General features: G+C 73.5%; 23 protein-coding genes. 8 read left to right on the top strand and 15 right to left on the bottom strand.

Features of this window, described 5'->3' with window-relative positions; translation table 11 throughout:
- Positions 1–40: 40 nt before the first annotated feature.
- Positions 41–898: an endolytic transglycosylase MltG gene (gene mltG, locus AC07DW_RS10090; protein ID WP_478857163.1), complete on the top strand. Its 858-nt coding sequence runs from the start codon at positions 41–43 to the stop codon at positions 896–898.
- A gap of 37 nt (positions 899–935) precedes the next feature.
- Here mltG and AC07DW_RS10095 read toward each other — a convergent pair whose 3' ends face one another.
- Entirely contained in the window at positions 936–2,105 is a 1,170-nt protein-coding gene (locus AC07DW_RS10095; protein WP_478857164.1) for an FAD-dependent oxidoreductase, read from the bottom strand.
- An 89-nt stretch (positions 2,106–2,194) separates the two neighbouring features.
- Between AC07DW_RS10095 and AC07DW_RS10100 the strand changes: the two genes are divergently transcribed.
- The gene (locus tag AC07DW_RS10100) at positions 2,195–2,620 is read left to right on the top strand and encodes a secondary thiamine-phosphate synthase enzyme YjbQ (protein WP_478857165.1); all 426 of its coding nucleotides are present in this window, start codon (positions 2,195–2,197) and stop codon (positions 2,618–2,620) included.
- 150 nt (positions 2,621–2,770) lie between these two features.
- On the opposite strand, the gene AC07DW_RS10105 is transcribed toward AC07DW_RS10100, so the two are convergent.
- A complete protein-coding gene (locus AC07DW_RS10105) occupies positions 2,771–3,991 on the bottom strand; it encodes a metallophosphoesterase (protein WP_478857166.1) in 1,221 nt (406 codons plus the stop codon).
- An 88-nt stretch (positions 3,992–4,079) separates the two neighbouring features.
- Positions 4,080–5,588 carry a DUF4246 domain-containing protein gene (locus AC07DW_RS10110; protein WP_478857167.1) on the bottom strand — a complete coding sequence of 503 codons (1,509 nt, stop codon included), beginning with the start codon at positions 5,586–5,588 and terminating at the stop codon, positions 4,080–4,082.
- 180 nt (positions 5,589–5,768) lie between these two features.
- Between AC07DW_RS10110 and AC07DW_RS10115 the strand changes: the two genes are divergently transcribed.
- Positions 5,769–6,290, top strand: coding sequence for a hypothetical protein (locus AC07DW_RS10115; protein ID WP_478857168.1), 522 nt, complete (start codon positions 5,769–5,771; stop codon positions 6,288–6,290).
- A 188-nt stretch (positions 6,291–6,478) separates the two neighbouring features.
- Here the strand turns inward: AC07DW_RS10115 and AC07DW_RS10120 are convergent, their stop codons facing one another.
- The gene (locus AC07DW_RS10120) at positions 6,479–7,648 is read right to left on the bottom strand and encodes a lactate 2-monooxygenase (RefSeq protein WP_478857169.1); all 1,170 of its coding nucleotides are present in this window, start codon (positions 7,646–7,648) and stop codon (positions 6,479–6,481) included.
- Between the two features lie 252 nt (positions 7,649–7,900).
- On the opposite strand from AC07DW_RS10120, the gene AC07DW_RS10125 reads away from it, so the two are divergent.
- Positions 7,901–9,178: an ATP-binding protein gene (locus AC07DW_RS10125; RefSeq protein ID WP_478857170.1), complete on the top strand. Its 1,278-nt coding sequence runs from the start codon at positions 7,901–7,903 to the stop codon at positions 9,176–9,178.
- Positions 9,179–9,181: 3 nt separating this feature from the next.
- Here AC07DW_RS10125 and AC07DW_RS10130 read toward each other — a convergent pair whose 3' ends face one another.
- The 3 genes from AC07DW_RS10130 to AC07DW_RS10140 form a co-directional block, all read right to left on the bottom strand.
- Entirely contained in the window at positions 9,182–9,457 is a 276-nt protein-coding gene (locus AC07DW_RS10130) for a DUF2087 domain-containing protein (RefSeq protein ID WP_478857171.1), read from the bottom strand.
- Between the two features lie 97 nt (positions 9,458–9,554).
- Entirely contained in the window at positions 9,555–10,247 is a 693-nt protein-coding gene (locus tag AC07DW_RS10135; RefSeq protein ID WP_478857172.1) for an HAD family hydrolase, read from the bottom strand.
- A gap of 42 nt (positions 10,248–10,289) precedes the next feature.
- A complete protein-coding gene (locus tag AC07DW_RS10140) occupies positions 10,290–10,775 on the bottom strand; it encodes an Lrp/AsnC family transcriptional regulator (RefSeq protein ID WP_478857173.1) in 486 nt (161 codons plus the stop codon).
- Between the two features lie 801 nt (positions 10,776–11,576).
- On the opposite strand from AC07DW_RS10140, the gene AC07DW_RS10145 reads away from it, so the two are divergent.
- Both AC07DW_RS10145 and AC07DW_RS10150 read left to right on the top strand, forming a co-directional pair.
- Positions 11,577–13,094 (top strand): FUSC family protein, encoded by a 1,518-nt coding sequence (locus tag AC07DW_RS10145; protein ID WP_478857174.1) that lies wholly within the window; start codon positions 11,577–11,579, stop codon positions 13,092–13,094.
- Positions 13,095–13,365: 271 nt separating this feature from the next.
- On the top strand, positions 13,366–14,427 hold the full coding sequence (locus AC07DW_RS10150) for a lactonase family protein (protein WP_478857175.1): 1,062 nt from the start codon (positions 13,366–13,368) through the stop codon (positions 14,425–14,427).
- Between the two features lie 112 nt (positions 14,428–14,539).
- On the opposite strand, the gene AC07DW_RS10155 is transcribed toward AC07DW_RS10150, so the two are convergent.
- The 5 genes from AC07DW_RS10155 to AC07DW_RS10175 all read right to left on the bottom strand — a co-directional run bounded on the left by AC07DW_RS10155 (position 14,540) and on the right by AC07DW_RS10175 (position 19,589).
- Positions 14,540–15,460 (bottom strand): sirohydrochlorin chelatase, encoded by a 921-nt coding sequence (locus AC07DW_RS10155; protein WP_478857176.1) that lies wholly within the window; start codon positions 15,458–15,460, stop codon positions 14,540–14,542.
- A gap of 70 nt (positions 15,461–15,530) precedes the next feature.
- A complete protein-coding gene (locus tag AC07DW_RS10160; RefSeq protein WP_478857177.1) occupies positions 15,531–16,556 on the bottom strand; it encodes an N-acetylglucosamine kinase in 1,026 nt (341 codons plus the stop codon).
- Between the two features lie 61 nt (positions 16,557–16,617).
- On the bottom strand, positions 16,618–17,295 hold the full coding sequence (locus AC07DW_RS10165; protein ID WP_344363627.1) for a uracil-DNA glycosylase: 678 nt from the start codon (positions 17,293–17,295) through the stop codon (positions 16,618–16,620).
- A 34-nt stretch (positions 17,296–17,329) separates the two neighbouring features.
- Positions 17,330–18,415 (bottom strand): WD40/YVTN/BNR-like repeat-containing protein, encoded by a 1,086-nt coding sequence (locus tag AC07DW_RS10170; protein WP_478857178.1) that lies wholly within the window; start codon positions 18,413–18,415, stop codon positions 17,330–17,332.
- Positions 18,416–18,506: 91 nt separating this feature from the next.
- A complete protein-coding gene (locus AC07DW_RS10175) occupies positions 18,507–19,589 on the bottom strand; it encodes an NADH:flavin oxidoreductase/NADH oxidase (protein WP_478857179.1) in 1,083 nt (360 codons plus the stop codon).
- A 120-nt stretch (positions 19,590–19,709) separates the two neighbouring features.
- Between AC07DW_RS10175 and AC07DW_RS10180 the strand changes: the two genes are divergently transcribed.
- A complete protein-coding gene (locus tag AC07DW_RS10180) occupies positions 19,710–20,060 on the top strand; it encodes an ArsR/SmtB family transcription factor (protein WP_478857180.1) in 351 nt (116 codons plus the stop codon).
- 31 nt (positions 20,061–20,091) lie between these two features.
- Here AC07DW_RS10180 and AC07DW_RS10185 read toward each other — a convergent pair whose 3' ends face one another.
- Positions 20,092–21,441: an FAD-dependent oxidoreductase gene (locus AC07DW_RS10185; protein ID WP_478857181.1), complete on the bottom strand. Its 1,350-nt coding sequence runs from the start codon at positions 21,439–21,441 to the stop codon at positions 20,092–20,094.
- A gap of 211 nt (positions 21,442–21,652) precedes the next feature.
- Entirely contained in the window at positions 21,653–22,312 is a 660-nt protein-coding gene (locus tag AC07DW_RS10190) for a DUF305 domain-containing protein (RefSeq protein WP_478857182.1), read from the bottom strand.
- Positions 22,313–22,472: 160 nt separating this feature from the next.
- Between AC07DW_RS10190 and AC07DW_RS10195 the strand changes: the two genes are divergently transcribed.
- A complete protein-coding gene (locus tag AC07DW_RS10195; RefSeq protein ID WP_478857183.1) occupies positions 22,473–23,987 on the top strand; it encodes an LVIVD repeat-containing protein in 1,515 nt (504 codons plus the stop codon).
- On the opposite strand, the gene AC07DW_RS10200 is transcribed toward AC07DW_RS10195, so the two are convergent.
- Positions 23,963–24,613: a TetR/AcrR family transcriptional regulator gene (locus AC07DW_RS10200; protein WP_478857184.1), complete on the bottom strand. Its 651-nt coding sequence runs from the start codon at positions 24,611–24,613 to the stop codon at positions 23,963–23,965. The genes AC07DW_RS10195 and AC07DW_RS10200 overlap by 25 nt on opposite strands.
- Positions 24,614–24,674: the final 61 nt, after the last annotated feature.

The raw sequence follows: 24,674 nt of genomic DNA on the forward strand, positions 1-24,674 counted from the left end.
TTTACCGGATTATGTGCTGATCTCGGGTTAGCGTTCCGGCATGGTGAACGAGCCCCCGCAGGACACGAACCGGCGCAGGTGGCCCCGCATGACCCGTCGCGGATGGCTGACCCTGGGCGCCGGCCTGGTCGTCGTGGTGGCCGCCGCGGTCCTGGTGCCGCTGCTGCTGCTCAAGGAGCCCCCGGCCGTACCGCCCCCGGAGAAGCCGACGATGCTGCTCGTCCCGGAGGGGTGGCGGGCGAGCCAGGTGTACGAGGCGGCCGACAAGGCGCTGAAGGTGGCGCCCGGCACCACCCGCAAGGCCGCCGAGGCCGGCACGCTCAAGCTGCCGGCGGACGCGCTGGGCAACCCGGAGGGGTTCCTCTTCCCCGCGACGTACCCGGTCTACGAGAAGACGACCCCGCCCGGCCTGCTGGACTACATGGTCAGGACCGCCCACCAGCGGTTCGGCGCGGACCGCATCACCTCCGGCGCCCAGCGCAACGGCGTGAGCCTCTACCAGACGGTGACCATCGCCAGCATCGTGCAGGCCGAGGCGGACACCCCGGAGGACATGGGCAAGGTCGCCCGGGTCGTCCGCAACCGCCTCGCCCAGGGAATGACGCTCCAGATGGACTCCACCCTCAACTACGGGCTCGGCCGCTCCACGCTCGACACGTCGCACGCCGACACCCGGATGGACAACCCGTACAACACCTACAACCGCCAGGGCCTGCCCCCCACGCCGATCGGCAACCCCGGCGAGCAGGCCATGCACGCCGCGGTGGACCCCCCGCCCGGCGACTGGCTCTACTTCGTCACCGTGCGCCCCGGCGACACCCGCTTCACCGCCGACTACGCGGAACACCAGCGCAACGTCCAGGAGTTCAACGCCCAGCGCGCGTCGGCGCCGAACTGACCGCCGCCCGGCCGGTCCGCGACGGCGGCCGCCCGCGTCAGACGGCGGCCGGCTCCCGGTCCCCGTCCCGGCCGCGGTCCCGGTCGTCGTCGCGGTGCCGGTCGTCGTCCCGGTCCCGGTCGCGGGCCGGGTCCAGCAGGCGGGCGATGTCACGGGCCGCGGAACGGCCGGCCCGGTTCGCACCGATCGTGGAGGCGGACGGGCCGTACCCCACCAGGTGCACGCGTTCGTCGCGCGCCGCGCGCGTACCGTCCAGGCGGACGCCCCCGCCCGGCTCGCGCAGCCGCAGCGGGGCCAGGTGGTCGATGGCCGCCCGGAAGCCGGTCGCCCACAGGATGACGTCGGCGTCCACCGTCCGCCCCGCCGACGAGGGCCCCGCGTCCCAGGCCACGCCTGTCGGGGTGATCCGGTCGAACATCGGCTGCCGGTCCAGGACCCCCCGCTCGCGGGCCCGCTGGGTCGCGTCGTTCAGCGGCAGGCCGGTCACGCCGACCACGCTCCGCGGCGGCAGCCCGCGCCGCACCCGCTCCTCCACCAGGGTCACCGCCGCCCGGCCCTCCGCCTCGCCGAACGGGCCCTCGCGCCACACCGGCTCGCGGCGCGTGACCCACGTCGTCCCGGCCGCCACCTCCGCGATCTCCATCAGATGCTGCGTCCCCGACGCCCCGCCGCCCACCACGACCACCCGCCGGCCGGCGAACTCCGCCGGTCCCGGGTAGTCCGCCGTGTGCAGCTGCCGGCCGCGGAAGGTCTCCTGTCCCGGGTAACGCGGCCAGAACGGCCGGTCCCAGGTCCCCGTCGCGTTGACCAGGGCCCGCGTCGTGTACGTCCCCTCCGAGGACTCCACCAGCAGGCGCCCGCCCGCCCCCGCGCGGACGGCCGTGACGTCCACGGGCCGGTGCACCCGCAGTCCGAACCTCTCCTCGTACCGTGCGAAGTACCCGCCGATCACCTCCGACGACGGACGGCTGTCGTCCGCGCCGGTCAGCTCCATGCCGGGCAGCGCGTGCATCCCGTGCACACGGCCGTACGTCAGCGACGGCCAGCGGAACTGCCACGCGCCGCCCGGTCGCGGGGCGTGGTCCAGCACGACGACGTCCCGGTCCGGTTCGAGACCGGCGCGCCGCAGGTGGTACGCGGCGGACAGCCCGGCCTGTCCCGCGCCGATGACGACCACGTCCACGTCCCCGCCCACCATGTGGTTCATGTTTCCACCAACAGGGGGCGGCTCCCGGATCTTCCCGGCGCCCGACCGGCCTGCCCCGACCCGCACCCGCACGGTGACACCATGGGGGCATGAGCGACGCATTCACCACCCGTACGCTGCGCATCACCACCGGCGACAGGGAGACGGTCCACGACCTGACGGACGCCTGCGCCTCCTTCCTCCGCGAGGTGGCGGCCGGCCGCGACGGCCTGCTGAACGTCTTCACCCCGCACGCCACGACGGGCGTGGCGATCCTGGAGACCGGTGCCGGCAGCGACGACGACCTCCTCGCCGCCCTCCACACCCTGCTCCCCGCCGACGACCGCTGGCAGCACCGCCACGGAAGCCCCGGTCACGGCCGCGACCACGTGCTGCCCGCGCTGGTGCCGCCGCACGCCACTGTCCCCGTGGTGGGCGGGGAGATGGCGCTGGGCACCTGGCAGTCGGTGTGCGTGGTCGACACCAACAAGGACAACCCCGACCGGCAGGTGCGGCTCAGTTTCCTCGGCGGGTGAGTCGCTTCGGCGCCACGGCAGGGAGACCTCCGGCCGTACCGACTGACGAGCACCGCGGTCGCGTGTCTCCCTCCTCCGCCTCGCGGTCGCACGGGCCGGACGCCGCGACCCCGGCCCCTCGGGCGGACGCCGGTACCCTCCGGACACTCCCTAGGACGAGGTGCGCCGCCGCGGGGAGCGGAGCACGAGCAGGGTGATCTCGCTGGGGGCGAAGACGCGGAAGGGCGGGCCCCAGAAGCCGGTGCCGCGGCTGGTGTAGAGGAGGGTGCGCGTGCCGTGGTGGCTGAGTCCGGCGACGGCTGGCTGGTCGAGGCGGACCAGGTGGTGGAAGGGCCAGATCTGGCCGCCGTGGGTGTGGCCGGAGAGCTGGAGGTCGATGCCGTGGGCCGCGGCGCGGTCGACGAACCTGGGCTGATGGGCGAGGAGGAGGACGGGAAGGTCGGAGTCGGCGCCGTGGAGGGCTCCGGCGAGGTCGGCGCGGTGGCCCGCCAGTCCGGAGGACTCGGCGGTGACGTCATCGACGCCGGCGACCACGAGGGTGTCACCGCCGCGTTCGAGCAGCAGATGGCGGTTGCGCAGCGGCTCCCAGCCCAGCTCGTCCATCAGCTCGACCCAGCCCTGGGCCTCGCTGTAGTACTCGTGGTTGCCGGTGACGTAGACGCGGGCCCGAGTCGCCCGCACGGTGCCCAGGGGGGCGGCCTGGGCGCGACGGCGTTCGGCCGTGCCGTCCGCGATGTCGCCGGTGTGGCAGACCAGGTCGGCCTCCAGGGTGTTCACCGTCTCGCAGACCCGTGCCGACCAGCGGGCGCGGTCGAGCGGACCGTAGTGGGTGTCGGTGATCAGCACGACGCGGGTGCCGTCCAACCCGGCTCCCAGACGCGGGAGTCGCACGTCGAGTCGGCGCACGCGTGGTACGCGTCGGGCCTCGGCGTGTCCCCAGGCGAGCAGCACGGAGGTTACGCCGAGGACGGCCCAGGTGACGATGCGCGCCCGGTCCTGTGCGTCACCGACGCTGGCCACGGTCAGGGCGGGCCGCAGCAGGACGCCGAACAGAACGGACCAGGTGAACAGGACCCAGCTGCCGCCCAGCAGCGTGTCACCGACGATCGCCGCCGGGTCCTGCTGGCGCCGGCCGTGGCCGCGCGCCATCGCGAGCGGCATACCGATCAGGCCGAGGGCGAACAGGGTGGTGCCGATCAGCGTGACGGGGAGCGGCCAGTGCTGGCCGGTGTGCAGGAGAACCCAGCACGGCACGGCCCACAGCAGGACGGGGGCGATCAGGGGGATGTGGCGCATCAGGCGTTGCAGTCGGCCCCGTGGCGTCCCTTGCGGCTTGCTGTCGGAGGATCGGGTGTCGCTGGTCTCGGTCATGCTTCCCCTCCTGGGGTTCTGTCCGCGCATCGTGTTGTTCGGGCCGTCCGCACCCTCCTGAGCCGCGCGTATTCGGGACCGAAGAGGTTCAGTGCTCGCAGAGGGAGAATTCCCGTTCGTAGAGCTGCTCGTTATGCTCATCGACGAAGAACTTGCGTTCCCGCATGAGTTCTTCGCGGTAACCCTTGGCCTGTTCGAGCGTCATGGTCGAGGTGTCGGACCAGGGCTGCTGCGGTGGCACATCGGATGTCGAGACAATCCTTTCCGACGGGTCGACCAGGAAGAACGCGAGAATCTTGCGATACCCCGGGCGGGTGGGGTCCGTGAGGCGGAACGAGCCGACGCGGTGTTGCAGGATGTTCGGGAACGCCAGGCAGCGGCCCGCCGGGGTCGATGCCGATCCCAGTGTCTGGTTCAGCGCGTCTTCGTCCTCCAGGCCGTAGACCTCACGCAGACCGTTGTCGTCGTTCTGTTCGTAGTGCGGGTCGTCGAGTGCCGCCCGGAAGCTCAGCCGGCTTTCGGTGATGTTCTCGCTGTCCCAGTAGTAGATGCCGGTCGAGACGATCCGCTCGTTCAGCATCCCCTCGACATGCCAGGAACCGCCGGGGTACTCGGGCTTGTCCGGGGTGAGATGAATGGTGGCGAGCTTGACGATGACCTGGAGACTGCGGCCGCGCAGGTCGACTCGGGCGGATGCGTCGGGCAACTCGGGCGGGGTGAAGGCCGGGGCGTCCGGGACGACCGGGCAGCGGTTCTCCCACCAGTCGTCCTGGGCCTGTTCCCATGCCCGGAGGGCTTCCCTGTAGGCCCCGTCGTCGCTGTAGGAGGATGCGTCCGGGCGCTCGGGCTCCGAGTCGTACCATCCGTAAGGGTCGGCCTCGATCCGCAGGGGCCGCGGATGGCGCAGATCGGTGAGCACATTCTCCAGCAGGGGGCGGAAGCGCGCGAACAGGTCCGGGAGGACGGAGGCCAGTTCGTGATGAGCCTCGGGGTGGACGTTGTTGACGTACGAACGGAAGGTGACATCGCCGTCGGCACTGACGTCGACGTCCGTGGGCAGCCACTGGAAGCTCTCCGAGAACTCGTACGTCGAGTAGCGGTCCGTCGGGTTCTGCCAAGCCCGCTCGGGCGCACCGCTCACCTCTCTCACCAGACAGAACAGTGAGGGATGAACCAGGTCCAGTACCTGGCCGTCGGATCCGGGATGCCAGTCCTGTTCTGCTTCGGGGACCTGTTCCAAAACCCGCACCGCCTCGCGCAGCCGGGATCTGAGTGTGTCGTCGACCAGTGTGTCCGACTGCCACACCCCGTCGACGGCGGACACCTCGATGCCGGTTCTTCCGTCCCGCAGCGCCGCGTAGTGCGCGAGCTCGGCAAGCACGTAACGAACCTGCGCTTCGGTGAGCCCCTGGGCGACCGCCTCCTGCGTCCACCTGGCGACGATGCCGGGATCGTTCATCTTGTCGAACCACCCCGGCTTCGACCGAATGTGTGAGCTGCACTGCATCATCTGCAGTTCCCGCAACGTCCGGGGTGGTGCGAACGATATGGAACGGGAGGCATGAAAGGGCAGCGGGAAAGCGGACAGGCCGGTCAATTCTCTTGATCCTCACAGTCGGTGCGGTGGCGGGAAGGATACTTCAGCGGACCGACACCGCGGCCGTGGCCGGAGGGAGTTCCGGCTCGCAGGTCGTACGTGTGGTTCCGCCTCGCGGGCGAGGAGGGACGGAACCGCGGGCCGATGTGGACAAGCGCCCCATCGGCGAACGTGACGCACATGCCGAAAGTGAAGGTATTGCCCAATGTGCCGCGCTGGGCCCGGCTTGCCGCGGTGGGCGCCGCGTTGACCAACGTGCCCTCCGCGCTTTGGCGGGTGGCCATCGCCGTCGGTGTCCCCGTCGGGCTGGCGCAGTCCGAATACGATCAGATGGGGGCTCCCGGCCCGGGATCGCTGGTCCTCGTCGGCCTCGGTGTGATCTCCGAGGCCCTCGCGTTCCTCACCCTGGGGCTGGTGCGGAGCTGGGGTGAAACATGGCCGCGTTGGATTCCTCATCTGGGCGGGCGCCGAGTCCCGGTCCGGCTCGGGACCGGCGTGGCGGGGCTCGGCGCGCTGGCCACGACCGTCTTTGGCGCACTGTTCGTCCACACGTCACTCAACGCGGACATGGAAGCCACCACCTGGGGCATCTGGCTGCTCAACATCGTCTACGCACCGCTGCTCCTCTGGGGGCCGCTGCTGGGCGCGGTCACCGTGCACTACTACCGGCGCCGGACGGCTGCCTCTCCCGCGCCGGTATGAAGTCCTCGGTCACGCGGCGGGATGCGGTTCGCCGCCGGTGGCGGCCGGCTCGTGCTCGGGCCCGGCCGCGGCGCCGTCAGGAGGACCGGCCGAGGCGGTGGGCCGGATCGTGGACGGGCTGGACGACACGGGTGACGAACAGTCGTGGTGTCCGGCCAGGCCCTAGCCGGGCGTGCTGCCGCACTCGGTCACACGCCCTCCTCGACGAGGTCGTCCCGGCCGGGCCCGGCGGGGGTGCGGTGGCCGGACAGGGCGAGGGTCAGGTCGAGTTCGGCGAGGAGGCAGCGGATGACGTGCTCGACACCCGCCCGGCCGTCGAGGCCGAGCCCGTACGCGTACGGGCGCCCCACCAGCACCGCGTCGGCGCCCAGCGCCAGCGCCTTGAAGATGTCGTCGCCCGTGCGGATGCCGCTGTCGAACAGCACGGCCAGCCGGCCGTCGGCCGCCTCCGCGACCCGGGGCAGCGCGTCGGCGGCGGCGACCGACCCGGCGACCTGGCGGCCGCCGTGGTTGGACACCACCACCCCGTCCATGCCCGCCTGGGCGGCGCGCCGGGCGTCGTCCGGGTGCAGGACGCCCTTCAGCACGATCGGACCGTCCCAGTTCTCCCGCAGGAACTCCAGGTCCGGCCAGGTCTTGGCCGGGTCGGCGAACATGCCGACGAAGTGCGCCACCGCCGCGTCCGGGTCCTCCCGCACCGGCTTGGCCAGCCCGGCCAGGAACGCCGGGTCGGTGAAGTAGTTGGCCGTGCCCACGCCGTGGAGGAACGGCAGGTACGCCTGGTCCAGGTCACGCGGTCGCCACGCCAGCAGCGGCGTGTCCAGTGTGACGAACAGCGCGGTGAACCCGGCGGCCTTGGCCCGGTTCAGGAACGAGCGGGTGACCTCCCGGTCCTTCGCCCAGTACAGCTGGAACCACCGCTCCGCGTCGCCCATCGCCTCCGCGACCTGCTCCATGGGTGTGCTGGAGGCGGACGACAGGATGAACGGCACGCCCTGCGCCGCGGCGGCCCGCGCGGCGGCCGGCTCCGCGTCCGGATGCAGGATCGACAGCACGCCCACCGGCGCCAGGGCGAGCGGCGCGGGCAACTCCCGGCCCAGTACGCGGACCGACAGGTCGCGTTCGTGGACGTCGCGCAGCATCCGTGGCACGATCCGCCGCCGTTCCAGCGCCGCCCGGTTGGCGGCCGCCGTGCTCCCGTTGCCCGCGCTGCCCGCCACGTAACCGACCGGCCCGGGGCCGAGGCGCTGTTCGGTGAGCTCTTCGAGGCGCGTCAGGTCGGTGGGCAGCCGCGGTACGGCGCCGGTCATCCCGTTCAGGTAGATCTCGTACTGGAAGTCCGCCCAGTGCTTCGCCATGCGTCGTACGTCCCGTCCCTCGGTCGCGGAGATCGTGCGTCCCCGTGATCCTGTCGACCGTCCGGTCGCGCGTCCACCGTCGGGCGCCCGCTGTGCCGTCCCCCACAAGGCCCGCGACGCCCAGGGCGTCCCCGGCGTCCACAACGTCCACGGCGTCGCATTCGGCACCCCGCCCTTGTGCACCGTGGCACAGGAACCGGCCGCCGGACGGCCCCTAGCCTCGCCGGAACAGCACAACGAGGGGTGGTACCGGTGAACTGGCTGATCCACGACTACCGTGAGAGCGACCTCGCGGCCGTCGTCCACTTGATCGACACCACGGCCGAGCTCGGTCAGGAGTCCGTGTTCTCACTCGCCGAGTGCATCGGCGCGCTGACGAGCCGCCAGCCGGCGGTCGTCGCCGTCCACCAGGGCGCGCCCATCGGCGCGGCGCTCGCCTGCGTGGCGGGGGAGCGCGCCTGGGTCATGCGCATCGCCATCTCCCCGGCCTGGCGCGGCAGGGGCCTGGCGAGCGCCCTGCTGGTCGAGCTGGAAAGGCGACTGGTCGCCGCCCGGGTGGGGCGGATCGCGTACGTCCTGCCCGAGGAGGAGCTCGTCGGCGAGGGCCTGCTGAACGCCGGGTACACCCGGCAGCCCGCCGTGGCCTACTTCGAGAAGGTCGAACCGCTGCACGGCCCGGCCGCCAACCTCCTGGAGGACCTCGGCGGCGGCTTCCTGCCGGGCGACCTGTGGGGCAGGGTCGCCGGCATGGAGGCGGAGAAGGACCTGATCGAGCGGCGGGTCGTCCTGCCGCTCGCCCAGCCCGAGCGGGCCGCCCGGCACGGCGTCCGTCCGCCCCGCGCCATCACCCTGTTCGGGCCGCCCGGCACCGGCAAGACCACCTTCGCGCGGGCCATCGCCTCCCGGCTCGGCTGGCCCTTCGTCGAACTCCTGCCGTCCCGGCTCGCCGACGAGGGGAACCTGGCCGCCGCGCTGCGCGACGCGTTCTCCCGGATCTCGGAGCTGGAGCGGGTGCTCGTCTTCATCGACGAGGTGGAGGAGATCGCCCCCGTACGCACCGAGCCCGCGCAGCCCGGCGGGATGCACGGGGTCACCAACGAACTCCTCAAACTCATCCCCCGGTTCCGGGAGGGCGACGAACGGCTGCTGGTGTGCGCCACCAACTCGGTCCGGTCGCTCGACCCGGCGTTCCTGCGCCCCGGCCGGTTCGACTACCTCATCCCGATCGGTACGCCGGACAAGGCGGCGCGCGCCGCGATCTGGTCCCGGTACACGGACGGCAGGACGGACGTCGACGTGTCGGTCCTGGTGGCGGCAAGCGACCTGTTCACCCCGGCGGACATCGAGCACGCCGCCCGGATCGCCGCCCAGACCGCCTTCGAGCGGGACCTGGGCGACCGGGACCCACGGGGGACGCCCGGGGCGGGCACCGAGGACTACCTGGAGGCCATCGCCCAGTGCCGCCCGACGGTGACCCCGGCGATGACCGACCAGTTCGACGCGGACATCACCGCCCACGCCCGGTTCTGACGGCTATCCGGCCCGCCGGTAGGTGGCGCCGTCCGGGGTCCGGGTCAGCATCCCGCCGACCACCAGGTAGCGGCGCAGCGCGGAGCAGTCCTCGTGCACCGTGCGCAGGGCGTCGTTCACCTCGGGCTCGGTGTACGAGCGGTCCCGCTCGAACAGCGTCTCGGTGAGGTGGACGAGCAGTTGCTCACGGCGGGCCGGCTTGCGCGGAATGGCCGTCAGGCGGCCGTGGGAGAAGAGGGCGGTCACGTCGCGCGCACCGCCCGTTCGGGTCTCGGACATGGCGGGAAGCCTGTCGTGCCGGGTCCCCGCCGGGCAACGGGTTTTCCCGGCCGGGCGGTTCGGGGGTTGGCGGACACCGGTATGGCCGGCGGTGCGGTCACGTCGTCCGGCGGCCCGCCATCACGAAGGCGTAGGCCGCCGCGGCCGTGAACTCCGCCTGACCGCCACGCAGCAGCAGTTCCGCGCCGCCGAACGCCGGGTCGTCGACCGTGCTTGCCACGTACGGCACGGCGACGCACCGCATCCCGGCCGCCCGGGCCGCCGCCGCGCCGGGCGGGGCGTCCTCCAGCACAACGCAGTGCTCCGGCTCCACCCCCAGGCGGCGCGCCGCCTCCAGGAACACGTCCGGCGCGGGCTTGCCCCGCTCGACCTCCTCGGCCGACACCACGGTGGTGAGGTACGCGTCCAGCCCCGTGCCGCCCAGGACCGCCTCGATCGCGGCGCGCGACGAACCGGACGCGACCGCCATCGGCACGCCCTCGGCGTGCAGCCGCTCCACGAACGCGCGCATCTCGGGGAACACCTCGGTCGCCGCGCGCGCCAGCTCCAGGTAGTGGCGGTTCTTGCCGGCCAGCAGCTCCTCGACCGGCGCGTCGAGCCCGTACTCCTCCTTCAGGATCTCCAGCGTCTCGCGCGTCCCGATCCCGATGAAGTCGGTGTGGTGCTCCCAGCCGAAGTCCGTGACGCCGTAGTGCTCCAGCAGCCGGCGCCCGGCCTCGTAGTAGTTCGGCTCGCTGTCGACCAGCGTGCCGTCGAGATCGAAGATGACCGCGGCGCGAGAGGTGTGCATGCGTCCAGCATGCCAAGTACCGCCCGCGGTCCTTCGCCCGGCTCACCCCCGCTGCCGCCCGGCCGACCGGCCCACCGCCTCGACCAGCGGCAGCAGCCGGTGCGGCACCCGCTCCCGCAGGGCCATCTCCGTACGCGTACGCACCACCCCCGGAAGCTGGATCAGCCGCTGGATGACGTCCTCCAGGTGCCCGTTGTCCCGCGCCACGACCCGGGTGAGCAGGTCCCCGCCGCCGGTGATCGAGAACGCCTCGACGATCTCGGGGATGGCGGCCAGCGCGTCCCCGACCTCGTCCAGGTGCCCCTGGGTGACCTCGATGTGCACGAACGCCAGCACCGGGTGCCCGAGCGCGGCGGGGGACAGGACCGGGCCCGTACCGGTGATCACGCCCTCGCGTTCCAGCCGGTCCAGCCGGGCCTGCAGGGTGCCGCGCGCGATGCCCAGCAGGCGCGCGTACTCCCGGACGCTGGTACGCGGCTGCTCGATCAGCAGCCGGAGGATGCGGGTGTCCAGCTCGTCGACGGCCATGGTTCCTCGGTCCCCTTTGGTACGGCACTTCCCCGGGATCACCGTACCAATGGCCCAGTACGGTCCTCCTTGCCCCGCAGCCACGGCGGCACCCACCGGTCGGCGCGCCCGGCCAGCCGCGTCACGGCGGGCACCAGCAGGCCGCGGACGACGGTCGCGTCCAGGCGGCCAGGGCGAGCCCCACCCGCGCCCCCGGCCCGCCGGCACCGCGCGGTCCCCGGCCGGCGGCGGCGTCACCGGGCGAAGGCGTCCAGCCGGTGGAGCCGGTCGCCCAGCAGCACGAGCACGGCGGGCGGGACGACCGGGCTGCCCACGGCGGCCATCACGGTGACCGCCACGCCCGCGTACCCGAGCGGGCGCAGCAGCGGGTGCGGGGACCGGCGCCGGATTCATCGGCCGGGTTCGGCTTCGTCGTGGCCGGCGCGCGCACTCCCCTGACACGGGTCCTGGCGGACGATCCGCTTCCTCTTCTTCTGTGGCCCCGGTGGCGCTCCACCTCGAGCCCGGTCCGGATGCTGGCCCATTGGCCCGCCCGGTTCGTGTGCGCGATGCCTCCAACCGGGCCAATGGCTCAGCCGACTCTCGACGAGTTGAGCCATCGGGCCGGAAGGTGGTGTTATAAAGGTGTCGATGGCGCTGCGGATCCCGCGGCGCCTTTTTCATGTCGGAACACCGGAACGCCGGAATGCCGGAGCGTCCCGGAAGCCGGGTGTCGCGGCGCCCGCGGCGACCCACGGGTCGCGGGCGTCGAGGGCGCGGCGGTCACCGAGGGCGTCGTTGTCGCGGAAGGGGCGGGAGACTGTGCTGAAGAGGATGTTCGTGGCTCCGGATCCGGGGCGGCTGCGGTTGCGCAGCGCCGCCCGGGCCGTCCTCGGCATCAGCGCGGCGGTGGCCGTGTGCGGGCTCGCCGGACACTCCCTCACGGCGGCCATCACCGGTGGGCTCGCCGCGCTCCTCGCCCTCTTCACCGTCACGGACACCACCGTCAGGGGTCAGGCGGTCACCACCGCCCTGCTGCCGGTCGTCGGCTTCCCGGTGCTCGCCGCCGCGGCCGTGCTGCACGACCACCCGGTGGGGCGGGACGTGGCCTTCCTCGCCGTCATGGGCGCCGGGGTGTACGCCCGGCGCTGGGGGCCGCGCGGCCACTCCCTCGGAGTCTTCGCGTTCATGACCTTCTTCGTGGCGCAGTTCCTGCGCACGATGCCCGGGCAGCTCCCCGAGCTGTACGCCGCGGTCGCCCTCTCGCTGCTGTGCTCGTCGGCGGTCCGCTTCGGCCTGTGGTGCTACGAGCGGCGCCTGCCGCCGCCCGCCCCACAGGTGCCGATCGAGGGAAGGGGACTGGCCCGCACCACCACGCGCCAGGCCGTGCAGGCGACCGTCGGCGGTGCCGTGGCGCTCGTCGCCGGCCAGATGCTCTCCGGGGAGCGCTGGTACTGGGCCGTCGGCGCCACCTGGTGGATCTTCGTCAACACCTCCTCGCGCGGCGAGACCCTGGTCCGCGGCTTCCGCAGGGTGCTGGGCACCCTCATCGGGATCGTGGCCGGCCTGGTGGTGGTCGTCCCGCTGGACGGCGCCGCCGTGCCCACCGCCGTCCTGGTCGCGGTCTGCGTGTTCGGGATCTTCTACACGGCCGCCGTCTCGTACACCTGGATGATGCTGTCGGTGACGGTGATGGCCGGGGCGCTCTACGGGCTCCTGGGCGTACTGGACCCCGCCCTGCTGGCGCTGCGGGCCATGGAGACCGGGATCGGGGCCCTCGGAGCGGTGCTCGCCGTGCTCTTCGTGCTGCCGGTCACCACCCATGCCACCACGGACGCCTGGATCCGGCGCGCCCTGCGCTGTGTACACGTCTGCACCGAGCGGGCCGCCGCGCGCCTGTCCGGCACGCCGGACGCCGACCCGTCCCCGCACGTCGCCGAACTGGAAGCCGTCCTCGGCCGGGTACGGCTCTCCCTGGCTCCGCTCGTGCACCCGCTGAGCCCGCTGCGCGCCCGCAAGGCCCGGGCCCGGCAGGTCCTCGCCCTGCTCGACGTCTGCGCCCGTGAGGTACGCGGCCTGGCCTCCATCGCCGCCGACCCCGAGGCGTCGCACGACGCCCGGCTGGCCGCCGCGTGCTGGCGCGTGGAGGCGGCCGTCGAGGCGCTCACCACACCGGAGCGGGCACAGGAGGCCCGGACCGCCCCGGCCGACGCGGCGGGCGCCGTCGCGGCGGTGGCCGAGCCCGCGCTCGCCCACCTGCACAGCCTGGAGCGCGCGCTCACCGAGCTCGCCACACCGCTGCGCCGCACCTCCCCACGCGAGCCGCTGATCGGCGCGTAGCGGGTCGCCGGGCGGACCGCTCGCGCCGGTCCGCCCGCCGCCCGTACGGACAATCCGTACGGGCCGTCCTCGCGCTCCGCCGGCGCGCGCCACCCGCACGCCCCGTCGTCGCCCCGTTCCTCCGCGCGCCGCCTCCGGGTGGTCCGCACACGCCGCGTCCGCCGGTCGCCGACCGGACCGCACGTCTGCCGCCGTGACGCCACCGGCGACCTCTTGGTCTAGACCTGCTAGCGTCGGCGCGGACCGGACGGCAGGCGAGAGGGGCAGCGCGGTGGCGGACGAAGTGCGGCGGGGCGAGGACCGGGGCCGGCGGGCCTACATCGGGTCGTTCACCACGGCGGGCGGGCGCGGCGTCACCGCGGCCACCGTGGACGGCCGGACCGGAGCGCTGACCGTGACCGGCGCGTCGGACGCGGTCGCGGACCCGTCCTTCCTGGTGCCGGGCCCCGGCGGCGAGGTGCTGTACGCGGTCAGCGAGACCGAGGAGGGCGCCGTCGCCGCCTTCGACGTCACGGGACCCGCCCCCCGGCTGCTCGGGACCCCGGCGCCCGTACGCGGGGCCCACCCCACCCACCTGGCGCTCGCCCACGGGCACGCCCTCACCGCCAACTACGGCTCCGGCAGCGTGAGTGCCCTGCCCCTCGGCCCCGGCGGCGCGCCGCACCCGGCCGTGGCGGTGCTGCGCCACGAGGGCGGCGGCCCGCACCCCGAACGGCAGGCCGGCCCGCACGCCCACCAGGTGGTGCCCGCCCCCGGCGGGCGCTGGGTGCTCGGTGTGGACCTCGGCACCGACTCCGTACGCGTCAGCACCATCGACCCCGCGACGGGCGCGCTGTCCGCGCACGGGGAGACCGCGCTGCGGCCGGGCAGCGGACCGCGCCACCTCGCCTTCCACCCGGCGGGCAGCCATGTCTACGTCCTGGCCGAACTGGCCCCCACGCTCACCGTCTGCCGCTGGGAGCCCGGCACGGGCACCCTCGCCGCCGTCGGTGAACCGGCCGTCCTGCCGACGGGCGCCGCTGCCGCGAGCTACCCGTCCGGGATCGTCGCCGCACCCGACGGACGGTTCCTGTGGGCGGCGATGCGGGGCGACGACACCATCGCCGTCCTGGCCCTCGACGGGACCCGCGAGGAGCCCCGGCTCGTCACCACCGTCCCCTGCGGCGGCCACTGGCCCCGGGACCTCGCCCTGGACCCGGACGGACGCCGCCTGTACGTGGCCAACGAGCGCTCCGGCGACGTCACCTGGTTCGACATCGACCCCGCGACGGGCGTGCCGAGCCCGGCCGGCTCCCTCGAAGCCCCCGCCGCGTCCTGCGTGGCCTTCGCCTGAGCGCGGGGACGACGTCACGGCCCTCTGCGACGGGTGAGGCGTCGGGATGCGCGAGGGTGACGACGAGGGCCCGCACCGATCGCCTCCGGTGCGGGCCCTTCCGTCACGCGCGTCAGAGGACCGGAGCCCCCTGCGGCTGCGGCACGATGCCGAGCGCGGTCGTGTACTGCGCCAGCACCAGCTTCCCGACCGCCGGGTAGGCGCCCAGCGCCTCGGCGACCGGGCACCCGGCGGCCTCCGCGGCGACGTCCAGCAGCCCCTCGGGCAGCTCCGGGCCGATCAGGTACGGAGCCAGGGCCAGCTGCTGCGAGCCCGAGCCGCGCAGCTGCTCGGCGACCGCCGCCACCGAGCCCTCCTGGTCAAGCGCGGCGGCCATCACCGGGACGGCGAGCCGCGCGGCCAGGAGCATGCCGGTGATACCGGCCGCCCGCACGGCCTCCTCGCCACCGACCGTGGCCAGCACGATGCCGTCGGCCGCCGTGGCGACCGTGAACAGCCGGGCCCGGTCGGCGCGGGCCAGCCCGGCCTCCGACAGGCGCACGTGCAGCGCCTCCGCCAGCAGCGGGTGCGGGCCCAGCACGTCGGTGAGCTCGGCGGACGCGCCGCTGTCCGCGACGGCCTGCCGTATGCGGCCGGTCAGGGCGCCGTCCGGGCCCGCCAGGAGCGGCACCACCACGGCGGCCGGGCCCTGGGGCTCGGCGACCTCGCGGCCCGCGGCCCTGGCCAGCTCGTACCGCTCCACACGCAGCACGGCGGCCCGCTCCAGGACGGCCGACAGCTGCGGGTACGCGGACTCGTCGCCGTCCAGGAAGCCGATCGCGGCCTCCAGGCCGGGCAGCTCGGAACGAGCGATGCTCACGACCTCTTCCGCCAGGCTGCGGACAGCGGCGGAAGGAGTGCCGGGAACGGCGAGAACGAGCGCGGGCGCGCCCTCGGGGGCCGCCACGGGTTCAGGGCGACGGTGCCGCCCGGACTGTCGGGGTCGCGGCATTCGTACAGGCAGGCCGGAAGCGGGCCCAGTGGGGGAGCTCATGGCGCCGCATGCTACTGGCTTTACCTGCTCCGACGCTTGGGGAGGGGGCGGTCAGGCGCCCTCTGTCCGGCTATGTCCGATCAGTCGGTTGGAGGGTGGTTGTCTCCAGCATGCCCGGCTCGTGAGGCAGTCGGAGCGTGCCGGTGGCGAGGGCCGCCGCGACGGTGAGCGCGCCGTCGAGCGGATCCCCGGCGGCGGGCACCACCCGCGCGTGCGGGGCGTGCTCCGCCAACGCGGCGCGCAGCGGCGAGAGGAGCGGATCGCCCATCCGGAACAGGCCGCCGGTCAGCGCGACTTGGTGGCCCTCGCCCCGGGGGCAGACGGCCGCCGCGGCCTCCGCGATGTGGCGCGCCGCCCGGGCCAGGATGCCGGCCGACACCGCGTCGCCCGCCACGCCGCACCGGGCCACCTCGGGTGCGAAGGAGGCGAGCACGGCGGGGCGGTCGGCGCGCGGGTAGAGCAGGCCGGGCAGGGCCGCCGGCGGGCCGAACACCGCCCTGACCCGCGCCAGCAGCGGCGCCGATCCACCGGGCCGCCCGTCGTGGGCCCGCAGGGCGGCTTCCAGGCCGGCGCGGCCGATCCACGCCCCGCCGCCGCAGTCGCCCAGCAGGTGCCCCCAGCCGTCCGCACGGCGCCAGCCGGACAGGTCCGTGCCGAGCGCGATCAGACCGGTGCCCGCCGCGACCACCGCTCCTGGCCGCTGCCCGAGGGCCCCGGCGTAGGCGGTCACGGCGTCGGCGGCCAGCGCCAGCCCGGCCGCCCCCAGCGAACGGCGAAGCGCCCGCGGCAGGGTGGCGCGCAGCTCGTCCCCGAGCGTCGCCATTCCGGCCGCCCCGACAGCCACCGCCGCGAGCCGGACGGCACCGGCCCGCCCCAGCAGCTCCTCGGCCGCCGGGACGAGCCGCTCCAGCAGGTGTTCCGCGTCGATCCCGCCCGGTCCGGTGCGCACCGGGTTCGCGAACGCCGTGCTCTCCACGGCGCGCACGCCACCGATGCCACCGGCCCGGCCGCCGGAGCCACGCGGCAGCGCGCCGAGCGCGACCCGCAGTCCGGAGCCGCCGGAGTCGACGCCCAGCACCCAGGTGCCGGAGCTCACGCACGCCGCCCGGGCAGGGGACGGAGGGGCGGACGGAGGCAGCGACGGGCACGGGAACGGGTCACGGAAGCCGCCAGTCGATCGGCTGGGCGCCCTGCCGGACCAGTAGTTCGTTCGTACGGCTGAACGGCCGTGAGCCGAAGAAGCCCCGGTCCGCCGACATGGGGGACGGATGCGCCGACTCGATCGCGGGCAGGTCGCCGAGCAGCGGACGGAGGTTGCGGGCGTCGCGTCCCCACAACACCGATACCAGCGGCTTGCCGCGGGCCACCAGCGCCTTGATGGCCTGCTCGGTCACCTCCTCCCAGCCCTTGCCACGGTGCGCGGCCGGCTTGCGCGGTGCCGTCGTCAGCGCCCTGTTGAGCAGCAGCACCCCCTGCCGGGTCCACGGTGTCAGGTCCCCGTTGGACGGCCGGGGCAGGCCGAGGTCGGAGTTCATCTCCCGGAAGATGTTCTCCAGGCTGCCCGGCAACGGCCGTACCTCCGGTGCGACGGAGAAGCTCAGCCCCACCGCGTGCCCCGGTGTCGGGTACGGGTCCTGGCCGACGATCAGGACCCGCACCTCGTGGAACGGTTGCTGAAACGCCCGCAGCACATTCGGCCCGGACGGCAGATAGGTGCGTCCGGCGGCGATCTCCGTGCGGAGGAAGTCACCCATTCCGGCGATGCGTTCGGCCACCGGTGCGAGGGCCTCGGCCCACCCCGGCTCGACGATTTCTTTCAACGGTCGTGCTGCCACGGCCGTCACTCTACTGGCGCGTCGGCCGCGTCCCTCACCCGATCACCGCCGCCCGCACGCACAGCACGTCCGGCAGGTGGGAGGCGAGAAGGTGCCAGCTGTCGCCGTCGTCGGCGCTCGCGTACAACTCGCCGTTGCGGTTGCCGAAGTAGACCCCGGCGGGGTCCGCGCCGTCCGTGCACATGGCGTCGCGCAGCACCGTGCCGTAGTGGTCGTCCTCGGGCAGGCCGGCCGACAGGGCCTCCCAGCTGCCGCCCGCGTCACCGGTGCGGTAGACCCGGCACCGCCGCTCCGCCGGGACCCGGTCGGAGTCGGCCGTGATCGGGAAGACGTACGCCACATCCGCGCGGTGCGGGTGCGCGACCACCGTGAAGCCGAAGTCCGAGGGCAGGCCCCCGCCGATGTCGGTCCACCGGGCCCCCGCGTCGTCGCTGCGGTACACCCCCCAGTGGTTCTGGAGGTAGAGCCGGTCCGGGTCGCCCGCGTCCTGGGCGATCTTGTGCACGCACTGGCCGAAGACCGGGTCGGGGTCCGGCAGGAAGACCGCGGACACGCCCCGGTTGGACGGTGACCATGTCTCGCCGCCGTCCCGGGTGCGGAACACCCCGGCCGTCGACACCGCGACCGTCACCGCGTCCGGGTCCCGGGGGTCCGTGACGACCGTGTGCAACCCCTCGCCGCCCCCGCCCGGCACCCACTGCGACCGGGTCGGGTGCTCCCACAGCGGACGCACCAGCTCGAAGGTCTCCCCGCCGTCCTCCGAGCGGAACAGGGCGGCGGGCTCGGTGCCCGCGTACACCACACCGGGCGCCGCGGGTCCGGCCGGGTGCAACTGCCACACCCGCTCCAGCGAAGCCCCCGTGTCCTTGGGGAACTTGACCGACGGCCGCACCGGCTCCGTCCACCCCGACCCCAGGTCGTCGGAGTGGAACACCGAGGGGCCGTAGTGCGTGCTGTCCCCGCCGACGAGGAGCCGGGGCGTGGACCGGCGTGTGTCGATGCCGATCGCGTACACGGCCTGGGCATTGAAGTGCGGGCCCTCGAACTCCCATCGGCCGCCATGCCTGCGGCCGATGAACAGGCCCTTGCGAGTGCCTACGGTCAGTAGCACGTCGGTCATCGCCGACACCTCCTGGACGCCTTTGTCGCGGATACGGGCCAGTCTGCACCCACCCACTGACAACGGTGCCCGAAGGACGCGTTTGCCCAGGTCAGACGGAGCGGTGATACGGGTCCGGCACGTGCACCGCGCCGCCGAGCTCATGGGCCGCGTGCCGCGCCCAGGACGGGTTGCGCAGCAGCTCGCGGCCGAGCAGCACCGCGTCGGCCTCACCGTTGGTGACGATCTTCTCCGCCTGGCGCGCCTCGGTGATGAGCCCGACGGCGGCGACCGGCAGGCCGGTCTCCTCCTTCACACGCGCCGCGAAGGGCACTTGGTAGCCCGGGCCGACGGGGATGCGGACGTGCGCCGCGTTGCCGCCGGTCGACACGTCGAGCAGGTCGACGCCGTGCTCCCGGAGCAGGGCGGCGAGGCGCACCGTGTCGTCGGCCGTCCAGCCCGCCTCGTCCTCCAGCCAGTCGGTGGCCGAGACGCGGAAGAACAACGGCAGCTCCTCGGGCCACACCTCCCGTACCGCGTCGACGACCTCCAGGGCGAAACGGGTGCGGTTCTCGAAGGAGCCGCCGTACGCGTCCGTGCGGTGGTTGCTGTGGGGCGAGAGGAACTGGCCGATCAGGTAACCGTGCGCACCGTGGACCTCGACGACCTCGAAGCCCGCTTCGAGGGCGCGCCGCGCCGCGGCCGCGAACTCGCCGGCGATCTCGTGGATCCGGTCCACGGTCAGTTCGTCCGGCACCGGGTGGCCGTCGTCGAACGGCACCGGGCTCGGGGCGACCGGCTGCCAGCCGTGCGCCTCCGCCCCCACGGGGCCGCCGCCCCGCCACGGCCGCTCGGTCGACGCCTTGCGCCCGGCGTGGGCGATCTGGATGCCGGGAACGGTGCCCTGGCCCTTGAGGAAACCGGTGATCCGCCGGAGCGCCTCGACCTGCGTGTCGTTCCAGATGCCGAGGTCGTACGGGCTGATGCGGCCCTCGGGGGACACGGCGGTCGCCTCCAGCAGGATCAGCCCGGTGCCGCCGGCGGCGCGAGCGGCGTAGTGGGCGAAGTGCCAGTCGTTGGCCACGCCCGCCTGCGGGCCGGACGGCTCGGCGCTGTACTGGCACATCGGTGCCATCCAAACGCGGTTGGGGACGGTCAGGGACCGCAGGGTGCGGGGCTGGAACAGTGCGCTCACGGCGGGACTCCATTCGGACGGGGCCGGTGTGCCGTTGGTACGATAACCTTCGTAGTACGCCGCCTGTCAAACTACGAGGGTGCTCGTACGATGGGGAGAACCGAAGACTCTGGAGCCGCCGTGACCACCGCGACCAGCCCGCGCGAACTCGCGCACCCCGCGCGCGACGAGATCCGCCTCGAAGCCGTGCTGCACGCGCTGTCCGACCCCATGCGGCTGCGTGTCGTCCGCGAACTGGCCACCGCGGGGACGGAGCTGGCCTGCTCGTACATCGAGCTGCCGGTCACCAAGTCGACCACCACGCACCACTTCCGCGTGCTCCGCGAGAGCGGCGTCATCCGCCAGACCTACCGCGGCACGGCCAAGATGAACGGCATCCGCCGCGCCGACCTGGACGCGCTCTTCCCGGGCCTCCTGGACACGGTGCTGTCCGCCGCCGAGAACCAGGCCACCCGCCTGAGCCCGGCGTGACCGCACGGGCGGGGCCGGGCCGCGGCGCGGCTCAGTCCTGGCCCGCGGCCGCCAGGAGCCCGGACCAGTCGGGGATCTTGACCGAGCCGCGCCCCAGGGTGTGGCCGAGAGCCGCCTCCGCCTGCTCGATGGACAGCCAGCCGGACCACTCCACCGGCCGGTGGCCCCACGCGCGCAGCGTGGCCAGCGGATCGTCCGCCACCCGCCGCCGTGCCAGGGCGGGGGCGTCCGCGAGCAGCGACCCGGCCGTCTCCTTGGCGCACGGCCGGTTGGTGCCGATCACGCCGGTCGGCCCGCGCTTGATCCACCCGGCGACGTACTCGCCCGCCGACGGCACCCCGTCCCGCAGCACCCGCCCCGCCGCGTGCGGCACCGTCCCGCGCGACGCGTCGAACGGCAGGCCCTCCAGCGGCACCCCGCGGTAGCCGACCGCCCGCAGCACCAGCTCCGTCTCGACGTCCTCGTACGCCCCGGTCCCGCGCACCCCGCCCGCACCGTCCGGAACCGTGCGCTCGAAACGCACCCCGGCCGCCCGGCCGCCCCGCTCCAGCACCTCCACGGGCCGCAGGAAGAACCGCACCCTGATGACGCGCTCCCGGGGCTCCGGCCCGCGGCTCTCCGCCCAGGCGCGCACCACTTCCAGGTTGCGCCGGTTCACCGCCGGGAGCCCCGCCGGATCCGCGTACGCCGGGTCGAGCACCAGGTCGGCCGGCTCCACCTCGACACTTGCCCGGGGCATCGCCCCGAGCTCGCGCAGCTCCTTGGTGGTGAACTTGGCCTGCGACGGGCCCCGCCTGCCCACCATGTGCACCTCCCGCACCCGGCTGGCGGTCAGTGCGCCCAGCGCGGCCTCCGGTACGTCGGTGGGTCGCAGCTCCCCGGGGCCGCGCGCCAGGATCCGGGCCACGTCCACGGCCACGTTGCCGACGCCGATCACCACGGCCGACCGAGCGCCCAGCACGAAGCCGTCCGGGGCGGCGTCCGGATGGGCGCTGTACCAGGAGACGAAATCGGTGGCAGAGCAGCTGCCGGGCAGGTCCTCCCCGGGTACGCCCAGACGCCGGTCCCGCGCCGCGCCCACGCAGTACACGACCGCGTGGTAGAGCTCCAGCAACCGCGCGGGGGTGAGCCCGCGGGCGCCGCCGACCTCGACATTGCCGACGAAGCCGATCCGCTCGTGCTCCAGCACCGCGCGGAGGTTGCCCTGCAGGGACTTGATCTTCTCGTGGTCCGGGGCGACCCCGTAACGGACGAGTCCGTACGGACACGGCAGCCGGTCCAGGACGTGCACCCGCACGTCCGGCACCGAGGTCTGCTCGACGAGGGACTGGGCGGTGTAGACCCCGCTGGGTCCGGAACCGACGACGGCGACACGAAGCACGGCTGCGCTCCTTCCCGCAGGGACTCCCAGCATCGCACCACCGCGCCGCACGCGGGAGGTCCACGCGCGCCGGTGTGCGCCGACAGGGGCACCACGCGCGCGTGCCGAGACGGGGCCGCCGAGCTCCGTGCGGAGGGTGCTGGACACGCAGGATCACGCACTTTCGACCGGCATGACGGTCGCGCGGTCAGCCCGGTCCCCGGGCGGTGCGTCACATGGAGCGCATCCGGTCGATCTCGGCCGTCTGCTGGGCGATCACGTCGTTGGCCATCTCCTCCACCTGGACGTTGTTCCCCTGCGCCAGCACCTCGCCGGCCATGGCGACGGCGCCCTCGTGGTGGGTGATCATCAACTTCAGGAACAGCTCGTCGAAGGCCGCACCCCGGGCGGCGCGCAACCGCGCGAGCTGCGCGGCCGTGGCCATCCCGGGCATCGTGCCGTGGTCGTGGCCGGCGTGCGGCCGGGCGCCGCCGTGGTTTTCCAGCCATCCCCGCATCGCGTCGATCTCCGGCCGCTGAGCCGCCGCTATCCGCGCCGCCACCTGCTTGACCTGTGTGGAGGTCGCCTGCTTGGCGGCCGGCGAGGTCATCTCCAGGGCCTGCCCGTGATGGACGATCATCATCTGGACGTAGGTGAAATCGGCCGAGTTCGGGGTATCGGGCGGAACCTCCTCGCGTGCCTCCTCGGGGGAGAGCGTCCGTGCGGGTTCGCCCGGTCGGCCCGGCACCAGCACGGCCGGGCCGGTGCTGCCGCGCGCCGCCTCGGGACGTGGCCCGCCGTCCGCTCCCGAGGGGGCGGACTCGCAGGCCGTGAGGGCGAGGGCGGCGGACAGGGCGACCGCCGCCACGACGCTGGTGCCGCGCTTCAACACCCGGACCTCCAGGGGCGTGTGGCATGGCCGGAACCGTCGCTGCGCGCGAGCGCCGGTATGAAGTCTCCGTTGCCATCTATTGAGATGTGCATGCTGAGGAAGATACTGCCGGGGTCCAGGTCCCGTTCGGCTTCGAACGGAAACAAGGGAGGACGACGCAGTGACCCCGTTGCGCACCACTCACGTGCGACGCAGACGTCTGGGCGTGGCCACCGCCGCTGCCGGACTACTCGCGGCACTCCTGACCGCCGGCCCCGCGGCCGCCGTACCCGACCCCGGAGACGCACCCGCCCCACAGGGCACGGTCTCCGCGCAGGACCAGGCTGAGGCCCGTGCGGCCATCCGGTCCGGCGAGATCCCGGCCGTGGACCAGGTCGTCCACAGCCCCAACATCACCCACCTCGCCAACGTCCCGCGCGAGGCCTTCACCAGCATCAACACGGACCTGGCCTTCCAGGGCAGGTACGCCTTCGCCGGCAACTACGACGGCTTCCGGATCTTCGACATCAGCAACCCCTCCTCCCCGGAAACCGTCGCCCAGGTCCTCTGTCCGGGGTCCCAGAACGACGTGTCCGTCTCCGGGAACCTGCTCTTCCTCTCCACCGACTCCTCGCGCAGCGACGACTCGTGCAGCAGCACCACGCAGCCCGCGACCGAGAAGTCCTCCTGGGAGGGCATGAAGATCTTCGACATCAGCGACAAGCGCAACCCCAGGTACGTCGCCGCCGTCGAGACCGCCTGCGGTTCGCACACCCACACCCTGGTGCCCGAGCGCAGGAACGTCTACGTCTACGTCTCCTCGTACTCGCCCAACGCCGCCTTCCCCGACTGCCGGCCGCCGCACGACGGCATCTCGGTCATCAAGGTGCCGCGCAAGGCCCCCGAGAAGGCCGCCGTCGTCGCCTTCCCCGTCCTGTTCCCCGGCGAGGGCCCCGACGGCGGCGGCAACCCCGGCTCACCCACCAACCCCGGCGTCTCCAAGACGACCGGCTGCCACGACATCACCGTCCTGCCCTCCAAGGACCTGGCGGCCGGGGCGTGCATGGGTGACGGCATCCTGTTCTCGCTGAAGGACCCGGAGAACCCCAAGGTCATCGACCGGGTGCAGGACAACGTGAACTTCGCGTTCTGGCACTCCGCCACCTTCAACCAGAAGGCCGACAAGGTCGTCTTCACCGACGAGCTGGGCGGCGGCGGGGGCGCCACCTGCAACGAGCGCACCGGCCCCCACCGCGGCGCCGACGGCATCTACGACATCGCCGGCAAGGGCGACGGGCGCAAGCTCGTCTTCCGCAGCTACTTCAAGATCGACCGCTACCAGGCGGACACCGAGAACTGCGTCGCCCACAACGGCTCCCTCATCCCCGTCAAGGGCAGGGACCTCATGGTCCAGGCCTGGTACCAGGGCGGCGTCTCCGTGTGGGACTTCACCGACTCCGCCAGGCCCAAGGAGATCGCCTACTTCGAGCGGGGTCCGCTCAGCACCGAGAAGCCGGTGACCGGCGGCTCCTGGTCGGCGTACTACTACAACGGCCACATCTACTCGAACGACATGGTCAAGGGCCTCGACGTGCTGAGGCTCGACGACCGCCGCACCGACCCGGCGAAGCGGTTGCGCATGCACGAGCTGAACGTGCAGACGCAGCCGGACTACTTCGACGACTTCGACGACTGAGACGCGCCACCGGCCGTGCCACCGGGCGGTCCCCCGCCCGGCGGCACGCCGAGCTCCCAGTCCAGCCCGTACCGCTGGAACAACTCCGCCCGCAGCCGGGCCGGCGCCATCGGCGCCCCCGGCAGCAGGAGGGCGAAGACGGCGCCCATCAGCAGCGCCCGCAGCAGCGGGTAGTCGGCGTCCACGTCGCGCGAACCGTACCGGACCAGCGTGTCCCGCAGCAGGAACGCCAGCCGCTGCTGCTCCGGATCCCGCACGAACCCCTCCGCCTGGAGGATGCCGGCCATGTGCGTACGCATCAGCAGCGGCTGCTCCGTCGCCAGCCCCAGGATCGCGTCGACGGCCCGCGCCAGCCGCTCCCGCCCGTCCTCGCCGCGCGGCTCGCGCTCCAGCGCGGCCTCCAGGGTCAGGTGCATCAGCCGGTGCACCGCCGACTGGAGCAGCTGCCGCTTGCCCGGGAAGTAGTACGACACCAGCCCGCGCGCCGAACCGGCCCGGTCCGCGATGTCGGCCAGCGTCGTCGCCTCGTACCCGCGTTCGGCGACCAGCTCCACCGTCGCCCGGAGCAGGCGCTCGCGAGAACGCCGCCGCAGTTCTTCATTGACCGATGCGCTCCGCGGGGACATGCTTGACTCCTGCGTTGACTGGCTCTCGGCCAATATACTCAGGGCATGTCGGCCGGACCGG

It is taken from the genome of Streptomyces sp. NPDC045701, from assembly GCF_056432045.1.